This is a genomic window from Pirellulales bacterium (assembly GCA_036499395.1).
Classification (GTDB): Bacteria; Planctomycetota; Planctomycetia; order Pirellulales; family JACPPG01; genus JACPPG01.
In genome coordinates this window covers 22,576-41,502 of record DASYDW010000047.1, presented here as the reverse complement: position 1 = coordinate 41,502, position 18,927 = coordinate 22,576, and the positions used below count along the sequence as shown (strand labels likewise).

Genomic DNA, 18,927 nt, shown 5'->3' with positions numbered 1-18,927 from the left:
CAACTTTTCCTTATTCACGCCGGCGGCCACTTCGTCGGGTAGCGGACCGCTGTTGCCGATACACGTGGTGCAACCATAGCCGACCAAGTTGAACTTGAGCGCTTCAAGCGCAGGCAGCAGTTCGGCCTCGCGCAAATAATCCATGACGACTTTCGATCCCGGCGCGAGACTGGTCTTCACCCAGGGCTTGGATGTGAGCCCGCGCTCAACCGCCTTCTTCGCGACCAGGCCTGCGGCCACCAGCACCGAGGGGTTCGACGTGTTGGTGCAACTGGTGATGGCGGCGATCACGACGGCGCCATGCCCGATTTCGCTCGACGAACCGTTGTCGGAAACCGTCGCCTTACGCTCGACATCGGCGTCCGACAGGGCAAAGCCGCGCTCGTTGACCGGCGCTCGCAACGATTTGCGAAACGATTCCTGCATCCCGGCTAGCGGCACCCGGTCCTGGGGGCGCTTCGGGCCGGCCAGGCTCGGCTCGACCTTGCTGAGGTCAAGCGAAAGCGTCTGGCTGAACTTCGGCGTCGGCGTTTTGTCGGTGCGGAATAGCCCCTGCTCCTTAGTATAGCGCTCGACCAGTTGCACTTCGGTTTCGGTGCGTCCAGTCATGCGCAGGTAACGCAGGGTTTCGTCGTCGACGGGGAAGAAGCCCATCGTGGCGCCATATTCCGGAGCCATGTTGCCGATCGTGGCCCGATCGGCCAGCTTCATGCTCGATACGCCGGTGCCGAAGAATTCGACGAACTTGCCGACCACGCCCGCCTTGCGCAGGATTTGCGTCACCATCAGCACCAGGTCCGTGGCCGTGGTGCCCGGTGGCAATTGCCCGGTCAACTCGAAGCCCACGACCTCGGGCAGCAGCATGTACAGCGGCTGGCCGAGCATCACGGCCTCGGCCTCGATTCCGCCCACACCCCAGCCCAGCACACCCAGGCCGTTGATCATCGTGGTATGGCTGTCGGTGCCGACCAGTGTATCGGGGACGGCCACATCGCCGTGCTCGTCCTTGCGCAGGAAGACGCACTTGGCCAGGAATTCCAGATTCACCTGATGCACGATGCCGACGGCCGGCGGCACGACGCGGAAATTATCGAATGCCTTCTGACCCCAGCGCAGGAACTCGTAACGCTCGCGATTGCGGCTGAATTCCAAATCGACGTTCAGGTCCAACGAATCGGCCGCGCCGAAATTGTCGACCTGCACCGAATGATCGATCACCAGGTCGACCGGAATCAGCGGATTGATCTTCTTCGGGTCGCCGCCCAATCGCTTCATGGCGCCGCGCATCGCGGCCAGGTCGACCACGCAGGGGACGCCGGTGAAATCTTGCAGCACCACACGGGCCGGCTTGAAGGGAATTTCGACGTCTTGCTTGCTGGTCGTGGCCCAGTGTGCCAGCGACTCGACGTCGGCCTCGGTGACCTCGTAGCCGTCGCAGGTCCGCAGCGCCGCTTCGAGCAGCAGGCGAACTGAAAAGGGCAGTTCGTCGATCTTGCCGAGCCCGCGCGCCTCGAGCTTCGACAAGCGATAGATGCCGGCCTGGCCAGCCCCGGTGTTAAACGTATCCCGCGCTCCGAACGGATCATGCTTGCGCGACGCGCTCATGGCGAAAACTTTCCTGCAAGTGTTTTGACGTGTGGGTCCACCGAGGCCGCCCCGGCGCGGATTTTAACACTCCGCGGGGCCATTGTCTGGGGCCTGTGAAGCTGGCGGATAGAGAATTATCGACGTTTCCGCCGATTTGTGAGCAGATTCGCCCGGCAGTATTGAGAAGCTAAATCCTGGGGCGGAAGTATTGCGCGCCACGCCCTGGGGCGCGACGTTCGGCATGATTGTTGTAACCGGACACGGCCGGTGCTTGGGATTTGACCAGCGAACTAGAGTTGCCTTTGGACAATCGACCGTCGGCCGAGGCCGCGGTCCATCGTGTCCGACCGATCGGCAATTACCCTTTCGACCGAATCTCGATTTCGCTATTGCGCCGCGCGTCCCGCGCGCCGGACGAGTCCTGTTCACCCATCATTCAGGATGCCCTCGATGACGCCGAATTTCGATCATCTCTCGCAATCGACACCGGTGGATAACGACGCCAGCGATTTCGCCGGCCTGGCTACGAGGGCTGCCACGCTCGACAACGACAACGACGACGACACCCCGACAACTTCGTCCCACCGAAGTGACCACGGGACGGACGCCAAGCTCGACCAGCTACTGCACCGTATCAATCAACTGCGCGTCGAAGTCGTGACGCCCCCTTCGGCGGCGCCCGAACGCGCCGTCGGCGATGAGAACGTGTTCTTCCCGGTCGAGCCGGCGAGCTGGGCGCAGACGCAATTGAACGAATCCGAGGTCGAGGCCCTGTGCCTGAAGTACCTGCTCGCCTGCGGCTCGTCGAGCGGCATGCTCGTCGCGGACCAGGTGAAGCTGCCGTTCAAGCTGATCGAAGGGATGCTACACCAACTGAAGTCCGACCAGTTGGTCTTCTACCGTGGCACGACCACGATGGGGGACTACGAGTATCAATTGACCGACATGGGGCGCGAACGGGCCCGCCGGTTTACCGAGCATTGCGCCTATTTCGGCTCGGCGCCCGTTTCGCTGTCCGACTACATCGATAGCGTCGGCGCGCAATCGCTCACGAATCAGCATCCCACGTCCGAGGACTTGAAACGCGCCTTTACCGACTTGCTCTTGAACAAGCGCATCCTCGACCGGCTCGGCCCGGCCATCAATTCCGGGCGAGGGCTGTTTCTGTACGGAGCCCCCGGCAATGGCAAGACGAGCATTGCCGAGCGCGTGACGAGCGCCTTCGGCCCTTACATCTGGATCCCGCGCACGATCGTGGTCGACGGCGAGATCATTCGCATGTTCGATCCCGTCAATCACGACGAAGCGCCGCCCGAGCAGCGCGAGGGGTTGATCAACGACAACAAGGTCGACGCCCGCTGGGTGCGCATCCGCCGGCCGACGATTGTCGTGGGCGGCGAGTTGACGATGTCCGCCCTGGAAGTGACCGCCAACGCGACCACCAACATTTGCGAAGCGCCGCTGCAGTTGAAGAGCAACTGCGGCATCTTGGTGATCGACGATTTCGGCCGGCAGCGGATGAGCACCGACGAACTGCTGAACCGGTGGATCGTGCCGCTGGAGAAGCGATACGATTACTTGAATCTGCCGAACGGCAAGAAGGTGCAGGTGCCGTTCGATCAATTAATCATTTTCTCGACAAACCTGCAACCGAAAGATCTGGTCGACGACGCGTTTCTGCGTCGTATTCCGTACAAGATCGACGTGATCGATCCCACCGAGGAGGAGTTCCGCGAGCTGTTCGCGATGATGGCCCCGCGCTTTGGCTTTCAGTACAACGTCCAGGCAGTCGATTACCTGATCGACACGCACTACCGGCCAGTGAACCGCCCGCTCCGCTGCTGCCAGCCGCGCGACTTGCTGCTGCAGATCCGCAATCACTGCCTGTACCAGAACCAGGCCCCGGAAATGACGCCGGAGAATTTCGACTTCGCGGTGGCGAACTATTTCGCGATCATGTAAGAGTCGTAGCCTGACGGATTCTCGCAGGGCCGTCAATTGCGTGAGCGCGCTGCAAGATTATTTCTTCGTAGCGACCGAGGCATCGAATTGCGCGATGGCCTGTTTGCGCAGCTCGTCCCCTTCGAGGAACAGCGTCTGCATCCGGTCTTGTTGCGCTTCGTCGCCGATCAAGGCGAAGCCCTCGTGCCATTTCTGCACGGCCGTGACGTAGGTGGTGGCCGCATCGTGAATCGGGGTTCCTGCGGCGGATCGTGAAACGATTTCCTGGGCCTTGCCTTCCAGGTCATTGGCTTTGGCTTGCAGGTCGGGAAGGGCTTCTTTGATGCGCGTCGCGTCGGCAGCCTGAATCGCCGTGAGCAGGGCTTTGTCGTCTTGCAGGACCATGGTGGAAAACTAATTGCGCAATCGCCCGTTCTCCGTGGCGTGGATCGCCCCAAAGAGCAGTCCCCCGTAGAGGGCGAACGTGCTGACGATCAGCAATACACCGCCGATCAGGCAAAGATTCCTCGACGGCTTTGCCGCACCAAAAAGCGCCTCCCACAGTCCCCTGCGGCGCAGCTCGATCAGGTCTGTGCGATTTCGCGCGAGAACAGCGATGACCAGCAATGGAAGAACGGTCAAAAATAGTTGCGAGCCTATACTGCGGCCCGTCATGAGGTAGGCGGCCACCTGCCCGACGAGACTGACCAGAAATTGAATGGCCAGGACTCCTAGTACGAAGTTCAAGGCCAGGGGATTTCCACGACGCGCGGCAATCGCGACCAGCCAATAGGCCAGGGCCATCAACGGGAGTGGAAGCAGAAACCAGATTCCGTTGCCGGTCTTGGCGAACGAAATCGCCAGCAAGGAGAACGCGGCGAGGATCGTGGCGAGAATCGCCAGGCCCGTCACGTTCCGGCCTCCATAATGGGCCCGTCTTTTCAATAATTCGTCCGAGACCGCTGCACCCATTTTCCACCCCCTGATTCGCCAAGGTTCGGACAGTGCGACCGACATTTTCCATGAACATAGTTCAAGCGAAGGCGGAATGTCACTGCTATTAGATTCCCGTTTTTGGCCCCCTCGGCCGTAAAGCGGCCGTGGCATTGACCGCCCGGCCCCACGAGATACGCTTGTTTGTGACTTCGGGGCATCGTTGCGGCACTGAGTTGACCCTTTATTCGTCAGGCGGCGGGAGACAGGCTAACACCTTATGCAGACTCAATTAGCGGTTTTGGGGGGCGGCCCTGGCGGATACACCGCGGCCTTTCTGGCGGCGGACCTGGGAATGGATGTCGTGTTGATCGATGCCGAGCCCCGGCTGGGCGGCACCTGCCTATTGCGGGGCTGCATCCCGTCAAAGGCCCTGCTGCACGTGGCCCGGGTGCTGGAAGAGGCCAAAGAGATGGTCGACTGGGGTGTCGCTTTCGAAAAGCCGAACTTGGCGATCGACGCCATTCGCGCTCGTAAAGAGAAGGTGATCGGCACGCTGACCGGCGGCCTCAAGCAGCTCGCCAAGCAACGTAAGGTCCGCGTCGTGCATGCCCGGGCTGTGTTCGAAAGCTCGCAGGCCCTGGTCCTGACAGGCGGCGATCCGTCGACGTATGAAGGGGACCGGCTCAGCTTCGAACATTGCATCCTGGCCTCGGGCAGCGTCCCGGCCAAGATTCCCGCGTTCGACCTGCCGACCGACCGGGTGATGGATTCGACCGGCGCGCTGGAGCTGCGTGACATACCGGAAAGCCTGCTCGTTATCGGCGGCGGCTACATCGGTCTTGAGTTGGGAACGGTCTACTCCGAGCTAGGGAGCGCCGTCACCGTGGTCGAATTGACCAGCGGTCTGTTGCCTGGCGCGGATCGCGATCTGGTCCGCCCACTGCACGCGCGATTGAAAGACCGCTTCAAGGAAATCTTGCTCGATACCAAGGTCGTGTCGCTGACCGATAAGGGAGATTCGATCGAAGTCGTGTTCGAAAGCGCTGCCGGTCAACGGACCGAGCGCTACAGTCGCGTGCTGGTCTCGGTGGGGCGCAAGCCGGCCAGCGCCGGACTGGGGCTGGAACAAACCGAGGTCGAAATCGACAAGCGCGGCTTCGTGCAAGTCGATCGCCAGCAGCGCACGGCTGATCCGCGCATCTCGGCCATCGGCGACGTGGCGGGCGAACCGATGCTCGCGCACAAGGCGATGTACGAGGGACGGATCGCGGTCGAAGCCATCCTGGGTGAGCCGGCCGAGTTCGATGCCTTGGCCGTTCCGGCCGTGGTCTTTACCGATCCCGAGATCGCCTGGGCCGGTCTGACCGAGGATCAAGCGAACCGCGAGGGGCGCGCCGTCGAGATTGCCCGCTACCCGTGGGCTGCGATCGGACGTGCTCAGGCACTGGGGCGCACCGAAGGATTGACCAAGCTTCTGATCGATCCGCAAAGCGAACGCATCCTGGGAATCGGCATCGTGGGCATCAATGCCGGCGACATGATTAGCGAAGGGGTGCTGGCGATTGAGATGGGTTGCACCGTGCGCGACTTGACCTCGATCATTCATCCGCATCCCACGCTCAGCGAGACGGTCGGCGCCGCCGGCGAAGTCTTTCTGGGACTGGCTACGGAAATCTATCGTCCGAAGCGCGAGCGGCAGGAGGCCTGATCGCGATGGCAACTCCGACGGCGATCGACCTTTCAACGCGACCGGAGCCGATCTCGGATCTTTTTCCGCGAATCGAGAGGCCGGCCGACACCGAGCGCTACAAGCTGAGCGACGACCAAGTCGCGTTCTTTCACCAGTACGGCTACCTGGCTGGTGTGAAGATTCTGGACGACGCGCAGGTCGAGGCGCTGCGCGGAGAACTGGCGGGCTTGTTCAACCCGGCCTGCCCCGGGCATGAACTGTTCTACGAATACCACTCGAACGAATCGGCCGATCCGGCGCGCGTATTGTTTCACGCGCTGGGGGCGTGGCGCATCACGCCGGGCTTTCACGATCTGCTGTGGCATCCGGCGTTCACCGTGCCGGCTTCGCAGTTGTTCGGCGGGGCGGTCCGCTTTTGGCACGATCAGTTGTTCTGCAAGCCGGCCAAGCATGGCGGTGTGGTCGCGTGGCATCAGGACTATTCGTATTGGACACGCACCCAGCCGATGGCACATCTGACGTGTTGGATCGGCCTGGACGACGCCGACCGTGACAACGGTTGCCTGCAATACATTCCGGGCAGCCATCGCTGGGACCTGCTGCCGGCGCCGCAATTGGCCGGCGGCATGGAGTCGATTCGCGAGGTGCTGACGCCCGAGCAACTGGCGCAGTTCCAGCCGAAGGCGATCGAGTTGAAGAAGGGGGAGTGCGCGTTCCACCATCCCTTGATGATCCACGGCTCATACGAAAATCGCACCGAACGACCGCGCCGCGCCGTGGTGGTGAATGCCTTTCGCGACGGAGTACGCTCAGGATCGGATGAACCTCTGCTGTCCGGCGTCCCAGCCATCCCCGCCGGCCAGCCGATGAGCGGCCAATTCTTTCCGCTCTTGTACGAGCCGAGCTAGGAACAAGCCTTGCAGATACGCGGGCCTTGGATTCTCTACTTCGTGCATCGGCGTCTCGCCGTGCCTTCGAGGATCGAAGTGCGCAAGACTCCCCTCTGATGGGTGCGCAGGGGCACCTGGACTCACTCGTGCCAGTGCCCAGCCCCCCCTTTTTGGTTGACTATCCCGGAGCGTGAATTTACAGTGCGAACCAGGGGAAGGGGGGGCCCGGCCAGGACTGACTGGTCCAGGCTAGCAGTGCGCCATCTCGTCGGATTTTTATGCCGCGGCGCGCCCCGGTCTCTGGTGGAACCAAAAGGCTGACTCATGAAGTTGGATCGTGGTCGCCGTGTCGCGCGACTTGCCGCGCGACGAAAGCCGATAACCGTTCGCACCACCATGGTCGAGGCTTTGGAGGTGCGTTGGCTGTTGGCCATCGATCTCTCGACGACGCCACTGCCCGCGTATGTGGCTTCGGGCCTGTACTTCCCGAACGTTGAAATCGATCGTTCCGACAATACATCGCAGCCCAATGGCAGCGCGGGACCAACTGGGCTTGCGCCAGCCCAGGTCGCACATGCGTACGGCTACGATCAGATCTTGTTCAGCGGCGGCATCGTGGGAACTGGCGCGGGGCAAACGATCGCCATCGTTGATGCTTACGACACGCCCACGATCGCGCATGACCTGGCGGCCTTCGACGCGTTTTATGGCATCGCCGCTCCGCCGAGTTTCATCCGTGTCGCCCAGGATGGCTCAACGCATTATCCCACGGCCGATCCGGCCGGTCCTGGCGGAAACAATTGGGAAGTGGAAACGGCGCTCGACGTGGAATGGTCGCATGCGCTGGCGCCGCAGGCCAACATCCTGCTGGTCGAAGCCAATACCAACGGCATCGATCTGCGGACGGCCACGAACTTCGCTCGCAATTATCCCGGCGTGTCGGTCGTTTCGATGAGCTTCGGCAGCGCTGAATCGTTTCCCGACGACAGCCTATATACGACGCCGGCCGGCCATACGCCGATTACGTTTATCGCATCGACCGGCGACAACGGCGCGCCCGGCGAATACCCGGCTTATTCACCGAACGTGCTGGCCGTTGGCGGAACGACGCTGACCCTGAATTCATCGAACAACATCTCTAGCGAAACGGGCTGGTCTGGATCGGGCGGTGGCATCAGCACGCAGCAACCCTCGGTGGGTTACCAGTCGGGCGTGGTCACGCAGAGCACGGTGTTCCGTACGACTCCCGACGTATCGTTCGACGCCAATCCCGCGACCGGCGCGTCGATCTATGATTCGTACAACAACGGCACCACGACTCCCTGGACGAGGATCGGCGGCACCAGCTTTTCGGCCCCCAGTTGGGCGGCGCTGATCGCAATTGCCGATCAGGGGCGCGCCACGGCCGGGTTGCCGACGCTCGACGGTCGCAGCGGCACTCTGCCGGCGCTGTACGGCCTGCCCAGCAGCGACTTCCACGACATTCTCAGCGGCAGCAACGGCTTCAACGCGGGCGCCGGGTACGACCTGGTGACAGGGCGCGGCAGTCCGGTCGCCAATCTGATCGCGCCGGCGTTGGTCACGGCCTCGAATCTTTCGGGAACCGTGTTCAGCGACGCCAACAACGACGGCGTGCTCGATAACAACGAAACGGGCCTGGCCGGCTGGACCGTCTTCGACGATCTGAACGGCAACGGTGTGCTCGATCCACCGGCCGTGACCACCACGGCGGCCTCGATCCCCTCGCCACTCGCGATTCCCGACGGATCGGGCAGCCTCGTATCGACTTTGACCGTCGGCGGGCTGGCCGGATCGATCATGGATCTGAACGTCAATCTCACCATCAATCATACGCGCGACTCGAACCTGGGAGTTACGCTGATCAGCCCCTCCGGCGTTAGCGTCGTGTTGATTAATCACGGCGGCGGCAACGGCGCGAACTATACCAACACCACGTTCGACGATCAGTCCGGCACGGCCATCAGCAGTGGCGCTGCCCCGTTTACTGGTAGCTTTCGGCCGTCCGGCACGTCGCTGGCGTCGTTCACCGGACTGAATGCGCAAGGCACCTGGCAACTGGTCGTCACGGACACCGTGACGGGCAATACCGGCACGCTCGTTAACTGGTCGCTAAGCATTCTCACGGCCAGTGAACCGACGACCACGACCGATGGGGATGGCGTCTACCTGTTTCGCAACGCGGCGCCTGGCACTTATAACATCGTCGCGATTCCGCCCACGGGCTTCACGCAAACGGCGCCCGCGAGTGGCAGCAATGTCGTCACGTTGACCACGGGCATGAACGTCGCCGCTCAAGATTTTGCCGAATTGGGGTCGAGCGTCTCGGGCGAGATGTACATCGACAGCGACGGCGACGGAGCGCTCGATCCCGGCGAGATCGCGCTACCGTGGGCCGTCTACGACGATCTGAACAATAACGGCCAGTACGACTCGACTTCGGTCTATACCGTCAACTCGAACAGCACGCCGCAAACGGTTGCTGACATGGCGACCACGCTGTCCACGGCCGTGGCAACGGGACTCGCGGGCGCGATCACGGACATCAATGTCAGCTTGACGCTGCATCATACGAACGATTCCGATCTGAACGTCACGTTGATCAGCCCGGACGGCACTTATGTCCCGTTGATCAATCACAGCGGCGGCAGCGGCGCGAACTTCATCAATACCACGCTCGACGATCAGGCCATCAAGGCCATCGGCAGCGGCACGGCCCCGTTCACGGGATCGTTCAAGCCGGCCAGCGTGCTATCGGCGCTGAATGGCAAGAATCCCAACGGTACCTGGAAGCTGCTGGTGTCCGATACCGTCTCGGGCAATAGCGGCACTCTGGATAGCTGGTCATTGAAAATCACGACCAACGCCGGCGAACCCTTTGATCTAACAGGAAACGACGGTCTGTATCAGTTCGCAAATCTGACGGCGGGCACGCACACGATTCGCCAGCTTCCCACCGGCTATTCGACGCTCTCCTCGCCCGCCAGCGGCGCGTACACGATCAATGTCACGGCGCCGATCACGGTCACGGGTGACAACTTCGGCAACATTTCACAGGTCCAAGTCTCGGCCGGGGGGCCATACACGATTTCCCAGGGACAGCCTTTAACGCTCTCGGGCTTAGCGACCGGAGGCGACGATCCCTACAACTATTCGTGGGATCTGAATGGCGATGGCGTTTACGGCGATGCCACCGGCGCGTCGCCGACGCTGAGTTGGGCTCAATTGGAAGCGCTGGGGATCGGCGCGGCAGGCACGCTGAACGTGCGGCTGAGCGCCACGGATTCTAACAACGAGATCGGCGACTCGACGGCCACGACGCTGACCATCATTGATGTTCCGCCCGTGGTTAGCATTTCAGGCCCGACAACGGCGTTGCGCGGCGAGACGAACACCTATACGCTCACGGCCAACGACGTCAACGCGGATGAGTTGGCCGGGTTCAAATTCACGATCAACTGGGGAGACGGCTCGCCGGCGCAAATCATTACCGCGCTCTCCGGCACGCAAGTCACGCACGGCTTTAACGTTGCCGGGCAGGTGAGCGTGGCCGTCACCGCGGTCGATCAATCGGGCGGGGTAAGCCAGATTGCGACTCAAGTGGTGCATGTGGATGCCGAGCAACTGCGCCCCGATACGCAAAATCCGTCGCTTGTCGACCTCGTGTGGGGTGGCAGCGGCGGCGCGGACGTGGTGCAGTTTAATCAGATCTCGGGCACCACGATTCGTATCCATGAAACTCAGCTTAACGGGGCGGCCGTCAACAATACGCTCGATTTCACCGGTATCACGGGGCGGGTCGTGGCCAGCGGCAATAACGGCAACGACGTGCTCGACGCGCGCGGACTGTTGACCACGCAGGCCACGTTCGACGGTGGCTTCGGTAATAACACGATCTACGGCGGTAGCGCCGGTGACATTCTCATCGGCGGCTCAAACGGCGGCGAAGGCAAGCAAGGTAGCAACGTGATCATTGCCGGTAACGGCAATAACACGATCTACGGCAACAGCATCAACGCGCGAAAAGGTTCTACCGGCGGGGCGAATCTGATCATCGGAGGGACCGGGAACGACACGATCTACGGCAGCTTCGGGCCCAATCCCACCGGCAACGGCGGCGAAGGGGGCCAGAACCTGATCGTCGGCAATGGTGGCAACGATACGATCTACGCTTCGCAAATCACCGACGGCGCCGAAGGTGGACACGGCAGCATCCTGATCGGTGACACGACGACCTTGAACCTGGCGGCCTTGCAATCGATCCTGGCAGAGTGGACGTCGACGGATACGCTCGCCGTGAAGGTTGCCGACATCAGCGGGACCGGCAACACCACAGGCGCAAATAGCACTAATTATCTGCAGCCTGGTGTGACCGTGGTGGGGGACGGCGCCGCGGACCAGTTGTACAGCGACACCAATGGCAAGCCGAACTGGTTGTTCCTGTCGCCCAATCAGGATGTCGGCAATCGCGTGAAGACGGCGGATGTCGAAACGTTCCTGTCTCCACCCAGCATTACGGTCCCTGCGAGTCCCCTGACGATCTCGTCGGCAATCGATCTGCCGATCAGCGGGATGTCCGTGGCCGACAGCGCGCTCTTGTCGAATACGAGCAACGTGCAACTCACTTTGGCCGCGAACTCTGGCTTTGTCGAACTCAGCACTAACGTTGCGGGCGGCCTGCAAAGCTCACAGATCTCGAATAACGACAGTGGCACCGTTACCATCACGGCACCCTTGGCCGCGATCAATGCCACGCTGGCCGCCGCTGGAGGAGTGCTGTACTGCCCCGTCACGGGCTTCGCTGGCACGGCCACGCTCACGGCCACGATCAGCGACCTGGGGAACACGGTCTCAGGCATACCGCAGACCGTCTCCAGCAGCACGTCGATCCATGTCATGGCGCCTGTGCTGTCGCCGCCCGCGGCCAGCGCCGGGGTCGCGATCAGCAACGTGCCGGTGTTCCACTTCTCGAATTCTGATCCGAGCGCCACGGCTGCCAATTACTCGGCGCTAGTCACGCTGGGAGACGGCCACACGGTAACGCTAACGGGCACCCCCGGCCCGAACGGCCAGATCGTGGCGACGGGGAACGGCGGCTTCGACGTGCAACTCTCGTACACCTATGGCGGTGTCATCAGCGGGCAAACGTTCGCGGTAACCGTCACCGATCAGCAAGGGCAATCGGCGACGGCCAGCACAAACAACTTTGCGGTCACGTTTGGTCCCCCCAGCGTCGTCGTCCCCGACAACTTGGGAACGATTACCGCGGGGCTTGGCCTGCCGATTAGTGGGATTTCAGTGGCTGACGGTGGTCTGCTATCGAGCTCGAGCAACGTGCAACTCTCGCTAGCCACGGCTCACGGAAAGATCAATCTCTCGACGACTGTCGCCGGCGGTTTGCAGAGCAACCAGATAACCTCGAACGGCACAGGCAACGTAACGATCACGGCCCCCCTGTCCGCGATTAACGCCACGCTCGCTGCCACCGGTGGTGTCATCTACACGGCCGCGTCAGGCTATTCCGGGACGGACACGCTCGGCGTCACGATGAGCGATCTGGGAAACACGATTTCCGGTTTGCCGCAAACGACGACCGGCAGCGCGTCGATCAGCGTCGCCGCGCCTGTGCTGTCGCCGCCGGTTGCGATCGCCGGTGTGCCGTTTACGAACGTCGTCGTCTTCCACTTCACAGATTCCGATCCCACTGCCAAGGCGGCGAACTACACGGCGACCATCACGCTCGGCGACGGCAATAGGAAGACGCTCACCAGCACGGCAGGCGCGAACGGCCAGATCGTGGCTAACGTCAACGGCGGATTCGACGTGCAACTCTCGTACACGTACGGCCAGGTTCTTACCGGCCAGACATTCTCCGTGACGGTTACCGATCAAGGCGGCCGTTCGGCCACGGCTAGCGCCGGCGGATTCTCAGTCACTCTTGGTCCGCCCAGTGTGACCCTGCCGACAGGCCCGCTCACGATCAAGCAAACGCTCGATCTGCCGATCGCTGGTCTGTCGGTCGCCGACGCCTCGCTGTCGCCCGGCACGAGCACTGTGCAGCTCACGCTCACAGTGACCGGCGGCACGATTGCCGTCTCGACCGTGGTCAGTGGTGGACTGCAAAGCTCGCAAATCGCGCAAAACGGCACAGGCACGGTGACCATCACTGCGCCACTGGCGGCGCTCAACGCCACGTTGACGAACGTTAACGGTGTGATTTACACGCCGAACGCCAGCTTCACAGGCACGGATACCCTTGACGCCACGGTCAGTGATCAGGGGCATACCATTTCCAACACGCCGCAGACGGCCACGCAAAGCGTCGCGATCAACGTCACGACCGGCACGGTTACGCCCGCGGACGTACCCGGCTTGCAACTGTGGCTTGATCCGACCGATTTGTCGACCTTGAACTTGCGATCGAGCGCGTATTTGGTCGGTTCATCGCAGCAGTCGCTCAATACCGCGGCGGGCACCAGCAGCTACAATTTCGCCACGCACAGCGAGTTCTCCTTCGCCGGCTGGGTTTATTTCAACAACACGGCGGGCGATACTTTCAGCAGCTCGCAAGTCATCATCGCCCAGAGCGAAATCGGCGGCGGCAACGGTGTGTTTTCGCTCAGTCTGACGGGAGGTGCGCATAACGCACTTTTGCAGTTCTCGATTTGGACCGGAAAGAATAGCATCAAGTCGGTCTACACGGCCTCTGGCCCCGGCGGGACCGCGTTCAGTTCCGGCCATGATTATTTCATCGCCGTCAAATTCGACGGCAGCCAGGCTACCGACGGCGGTAAACTGTCGATCTGGGTCGACGGCACGCAACTTCCGATTTTATCCCCCAACGGCACTGTGCTTCCCAGCACACTGCAAAACGATACGGCCAGCACCGACAAGCTGACGCTCGGCAACGCCGGGGCCACGACGAACATGTCGATGCGACTCGAGGATTGGGGCGTCTGGGACAACGTCGCGTTCAACCAGAGTGACATCAATAGCTTGTGGAGCGGCGGCGCCGGATTGACGATCACGGCGCCGAATCAGTTGCCTGACAATAGCGCCGCAGGTGGAAGCAATCTCGCTTCGCCGACCATGTATTGGGCCCTCACCGAGAGCGCCGGCATCCGCAATGACATCAGCGGCAACGGCTGGAACCTGACGCCGTCGTCAAATGACAATTCGACGGTCGGCAATAAACTGCAAGTGATCTCCTGGACCGACAAGTCGGGCGTGCTGGGCACTTTCTACGCGGGCGACGGTCCGGCAGCCGTGTTTCAAATGAAGCGGATGCGCGAGCCGACCTACGATCCGAACGCCCTGGGAACTGGATCTCCGGGAGTGATCTTCGGCCAGTGGCAATGGTTGTACAACGGCACCCCGGGTTGGATGGCAAACTCGGCCACCGGAGCGATCTTCCAAAACGTGGTTATCGATCAGAACCTGACCAATAACGAAGATTTCTTCCTGTCGTCCTCGGCCGATACGGATTCGCAACCAAACGCCGAGCGCATCTTCATGCCGGGTTACGACGGTCCGTCGAATGACAACGTCGCCAACGTTTATACCCCGATGTTGCGGATCAACGATACGGCTGGAAACGGCACTGGCTACGGTAATCAGACGCCGCACGCATCGATCATGAACGTAAACTACAGCACCAAATCGCCGATTGCCGGGAACTACTATTTGAGCCCGGGCGAGCACCTGTCGTTTGAATGGGCCGACATCGACGCCATACCCGGTGGCGGCGCCGTGCAAGGAGCGTGGCGCTCGTATGTAAATGGCGCACAACAGCAGGTGTACGTCAGCGATGGTGGTGCCGGCTCTGCGCCTGAGGGCTGGACCCAATTGGCTAGCGGGCGCAGCGCTCAGATGCTCAACGGTTTCTACGATAACGGGTCCTACCAATCGTTCACGACGCTCGGCTCGACGACCGTTTACGGTGACGTCCTGGCTTATGGCGTGGCCAATAGCCCCGCGGACGGAGCCGTGTTGCGTGCGATGATGATGCAGCGCGCCGGTCTGACGGGGTTGCTCTCTCCGCTGCAGCAGACGGTCAACACTAAGTCGACGACGTACATCACTTCGTCGAACGTTGCGATATCGGGAACGACCAGCACGCTCGTCATGCCTCCGGTCGTGGCGGCGGCGAATTTGCAGGCCGTCATCAATAATGGCGGATCCGGCGCGGCGACGATTAATGCCGATGCCGGAACCGATATCGTGCCCGCCGGTGGTGGCGCGGGACAAGCATCGATCAGCCTGGCGGCCGGTCAGAGTGTGACCCTGGTCTCGGATGGAACAAACTGGAACATCACCGTGGGCCCAGCCACGGCGGCGGTTGCTTCGGCGGCAGTGTCATCAATGACAGCGGCTTCGACGCCGGGCGATGCATCTGCTTCGGCTGCAAACACTTCGGCTAGCGCCAGCGCTACGGATACTTTGGCGGACGATTCGCTCGCGATGAGCTTGCTGACCGCGGCGCCGTCGGCGGTGGCAACGTCGCTCGATTTGCACGCCATCGGTTGGGCATCGCCTGACGCGTTGGCGGTGGAAATCGCCGGCATCGCCGGCGCTATGCCTGCAACAGGCAGCACGAACCTGCAGTCTGGCACGCCACTACTGAACAATAACTCGGTGTTAAGTACCAACGCGAACGGCTTGCCCGGCGATGCGGACAGCTCGAACGATTGGCTGCTGGCGACCCTATCGAACGACACGTTCAGTGCCGTGAAAAGCACTGATCGGGATGCCGACCAGTCGTAGCGATTGCCCAGTCGTGGCGGTGGCAGACCAGAAAGACCGCTAGCAAAAAGAAGAGGGAGCGCGATGACAGCGCTCCCTCCTGTTTCTTTTGCACAAACAGCTCGACCGTCGAAGTGATCGTCACTTTCGAACGGCGCGACTATCTTCCCGCGGCGCTCTCGGGCTTGGTCTGCGCCGCGGCCATGGCTTGCGACAAGGCCGACAGCAATTGCACGGCCGGCTGCGGGAATGCATCCGGCTCGGTGCTCCAGAAGTTGATCGTCGCACGAGAATCGCCGATTCTCATCGGCACGTGCAGGCTCGACTTCGCCCCGCGGGCGACCATAAGCGTAAAGATCGCTCCCTTTTCCTTCGACAAGTCGGCAATCACGACGGGCTTATCCCCTGCGGCGTACTTCGCGAGCGGCTCGTCAGCCGCAGCGACCGGGGGCAGCTTGCTGCGCATCGTCTCGGGCGGAGCGGGGGCCGTGGGATCGGGGTTGCGATTGCCCGTAAAGGGTCCGTACTTCTGCGTTACTTTGCCATCGTCGACCACGGTGAGGCAGACTCGATCGACTTGTGGCACCGTCACCGGCAGGATGAATCCGAACCGGCCGAACCACTCGGCATCCGAGAGCGCCAAATGCGTGGCGGCTTTCAGATTGTCGTCTGGATCACCTCCCGTGGCACGCAGCACGGTCAAGAAATCTTGCACGCGGGTGGGCTGCTGCTGTGCGGTGGGGTTGGTGAGGTCTTGATGCGGATCGGCCATTTCGAAAAAGCCAATCATCATCTCTTCGAACGTCTGATCGCCGAAACCGATCGTGGCCTTCGGATCCGGGTTGTTCAGGTTATGCTCCGAGTTGTCGAAGTGGGCGTGGCAGTCCAGCCGTGTACCGGCGGGCAGCAGCTTCGGTTCGTCCAAACAATAGCTCGTCTGCCAGCCAAAATCGTATCCCGGCACGGACAGGATCGTTTCCTTCTTTCCGTCAGGATACGTGGCGACGTAATCAAACGCCTTACCGCGTAGATGCATGTGCGGCATCATCGTCAACAGCAACGTATCGCGCTTGAAGATGTAGCGCGAGTTCACCGGTACGTCATCGGCGCCTGGCGGAAGCTGAAAGACGAAATTCACGGCGCTTGTGACCACGACTTCCTGCTTCACGGTTTTGGGATCGGCAAACTTCACGCCCAGATAGCTGCGGTCCTGTTGCGCGGTGCCGTTGGGCGTGTAGTGCATCTGAAAGATGAGCTTCGAGCCGGCCGGCACCTTGCGGGCCATGCCCAGCGGCAAGGGCTCGGGACGCGCCCCCGGCGCGAAGGCACCCGTGAAATCGTTGCCATTCCCCAGCCCGCCGGTTCCGCGCCCATCGGGCGGAAGCACGAAGATCAAAATGTGATGCACGACCGAAGTGTTGCCCGGCCGGGGTTCGATGGCGCTGATCCACTTGTCCTCTTTCCAGCCCGGATCGACGGTGAACATCTGGTATTCGACCACGCCCGTGGCCGGCACATCGTACGCCTTTTCGGCCATGTAAATGACCTGGTCCGGCTCGGGGATCATCCAACCTTCGGCAAGTTTCGGCGGCGCGGGGAGATCCTTAGGATCACCTTCCGGCGCGCCCGCAGCTACCCAGCGGGCGATCGTGGCCTTGTCGTCGTCGCTCAGGCGAGCGTCGTTTTGAAAGTGGCCGTAATGCGGATCGGCGTGCCACGGTGGCATACGGCCGGCCTGTGTGACTTCTTCGATCATGCCGGCCCAGCCTGCGGCGTCCTCGTAACTGGTCAGGGTGAACGGCGCGATCTGTCCCTGCCGATGACAGAAGATGCAATTTTCGTTGAGAATTCGCGCGACGTGCTTCGTGTAGGTGACGTTGCTCGTGGTGGTCGGTTGGCGGTCACGGCCGATCAAACAGCCGGTCGCTTCGGTCGCGGGCTGCGAGACTTCTTTGCCGGCCAGAATTTCATCCAGAGCTTCGGCCAGATCGCGGCGCGACGGTTCCTTGCGCTGATAGTTGGCGTTCTTCACCAGGCCATATTGATCGTCGATGCGGCCGCGATAGCGAATCGTACGTCCACGATCGAGCACGACGATCTCGGGCGTGCGCGTCGCGCCCACGCGGTCGGCGATCGTCTGGTTTAAATCCTTGAGGATCGGGAACTCGATGCCGTGGTGCCGAGCATACGCGGCGATTTCGGTTACCGCGTCTTGCCGGTTCGCGTCGATGCCTACGAACGCGACACCCCGCGACTCGTACTGTTTCGCCAGTTCGGCCAGGCGTGGCGCGTAGAGTTTGGCCAATGGACACTCGGTGCCCAGGAATGCCAGCACCACGATCTTGTCCTTGGCCGCGGCGTCGAGGTCGAACGTCTGGCCGTGGTAATCCTTGAGCGTGAACGAGGCGACTTTCGTCGGCGCCAGGCTCTGCTTGTCGGCACCAGAGGTGCTACCGGCCGGCGCGGCGGCCAGGGCCAGCGACGGGGCAGCCAAAGCCGCCACGGCCAGCGAATGCCAGAAGTATCGCATGGGAACCTCACGTCCTTCAAAAAAGGGGGCATCAATCGAGCAGAGGGCCGAACGCCTCGCCAGAGATTCCCAGGCGTACACCCGGGAATTCGGCCTCTGCAGGGGATCGTCAAGCAGTCATTGACGCGAGGCTATCGCCGCCGGCGTCAAGTGTTCGCGGGATCAGTCACCACCTAATTCGTTGGCAACGCCGCGATATTAGACGGAGCGTCGGGCTTTTTAGCCCCGCCGCCCGCTCGCCAATGAGGGCGTAACACGTGCCAGCACGCCGCAGGGTTCGCGAAAGCGCCGGCGTCATGGCGTACGGCGTCGAGCCAGCGCGAACGCGCGACGGCTCACGATCTGCCCTGCCGCTGGTCATAGTTGTTTACTACTACACAGCACCTCAGCAGATGAGTCGATCCTTGACTTGTCGTGTGCAATGTCGAGCATTCGGCATAGGAATTAGGCCGCGCTCTGATGTATCGTTGCGATTGCTACGACCTGCGGCCGCGCAACCAACAACCCGAGGAATGTGACGGTGAATAGTAGGTTACCTCCATTGCGGACTCCCCAAAGGAACGATTCTAATTGCGGAATTACTCCTAACTCGA

General features: G+C 61.6%; 8 protein-coding genes. 4 read left to right on the top strand and 4 right to left on the bottom strand.

The annotated features are described in order from the left end of the window. Positions 1-1,605 (bottom strand): aconitate hydratase AcnA (gene acnA / locus VGN12_07530; GenBank protein HEY4309288.1); only part of this gene is annotated, 1,605 nt, incomplete at its 3' end. Positions 1,606-2,037: 432 nt separating this feature from the next. Here acnA and VGN12_07525 point away from each other — a divergent pair. Continuing rightward, positions 2,038-3,549, top strand: coding sequence for an AAA family ATPase (locus tag VGN12_07525; protein HEY4309287.1), 1,512 nt, complete (start codon positions 2,038-2,040; stop codon positions 3,547-3,549). Between the two features lie 57 nt (positions 3,550-3,606). On the opposite strand, the gene VGN12_07520 is transcribed toward VGN12_07525, so the two are convergent. Beyond that, positions 3,607-3,933: a hypothetical protein gene (locus tag VGN12_07520; GenBank protein ID HEY4309286.1), complete on the bottom strand. Its 327-nt coding sequence runs from the start codon at positions 3,931-3,933 to the stop codon at positions 3,607-3,609. A gap of 9 nt (positions 3,934-3,942) precedes the next feature. Then, entirely contained in the window at positions 3,943-4,440 is a 498-nt protein-coding gene (locus VGN12_07515; GenBank protein HEY4309285.1) for a hypothetical protein, read from the bottom strand. Positions 4,441-4,741: 301 nt separating this feature from the next. On the opposite strand from VGN12_07515, the gene lpdA reads away from it, so the two are divergent. The 3 genes from lpdA (at position 4,742) to VGN12_07500 (ending at position 15,825) form a co-directional block, all read left to right on the top strand. After that, positions 4,742-6,172 (top strand): dihydrolipoyl dehydrogenase, encoded by a 1,431-nt coding sequence (lpdA, locus tag VGN12_07510; protein HEY4309284.1) that lies wholly within the window; start codon positions 4,742-4,744, stop codon positions 6,170-6,172. Between the two features lie 5 nt (positions 6,173-6,177). Further along, on the top strand, positions 6,178-7,062 hold the full coding sequence (locus VGN12_07505) for a phytanoyl-CoA dioxygenase family protein (protein ID HEY4309283.1): 885 nt from the start codon (positions 6,178-6,180) through the stop codon (positions 7,060-7,062). A 306-nt stretch (positions 7,063-7,368) separates the two neighbouring features. Beyond that, on the top strand, positions 7,369-15,825 hold the full coding sequence (locus VGN12_07500; protein HEY4309282.1) for a proprotein convertase P-domain-containing protein: 8,457 nt from the start codon (positions 7,369-7,371) through the stop codon (positions 15,823-15,825). A 139-nt stretch (positions 15,826-15,964) separates the two neighbouring features. Here VGN12_07500 and VGN12_07495 read toward each other — a convergent pair whose 3' ends face one another. Beyond that, positions 15,965-18,334, bottom strand: coding sequence for a redoxin domain-containing protein (locus VGN12_07495; protein HEY4309281.1), 2,370 nt, complete (start codon positions 18,332-18,334; stop codon positions 15,965-15,967). Between the last annotated feature and the right edge of the window lie 593 nt (positions 18,335-18,927).

What these genes read in the sequence shown, in the direction of transcription:
- VGN12_07525 (HEY4309287.1), top strand. Translation starts at nt 2,038, where the DNA reads ATGACGCCGAATTTCGATCATCTCTCGCAATCGACACCGGTGGATAAC.
- VGN12_07520 (HEY4309286.1), bottom strand. Translation starts at nt 3,933, where the DNA reads ATGGTCCTGCAAGACGACAAAGCCCTGCTCACGGCGATTCAGGCTGCC.
- lpdA (HEY4309284.1), top strand. Translation starts at nt 4,742, where the DNA reads ATGCAGACTCAATTAGCGGTTTTGGGGGGCGGCCCTGGCGGATACACC.
- VGN12_07505 (HEY4309283.1), top strand. Translation starts at nt 6,178, where the DNA reads ATGGCAACTCCGACGGCGATCGACCTTTCAACGCGACCGGAGCCGATC.
- VGN12_07500 (HEY4309282.1), top strand. Translation starts at nt 7,369, where the DNA reads ATGAAGTTGGATCGTGGTCGCCGTGTCGCGCGACTTGCCGCGCGACGA.
- VGN12_07495 (HEY4309281.1), bottom strand. Translation starts at nt 18,334, where the DNA reads ATGCGATACTTCTGGCATTCGCTGGCCGTGGCGGCTTTGGCTGCCCCG.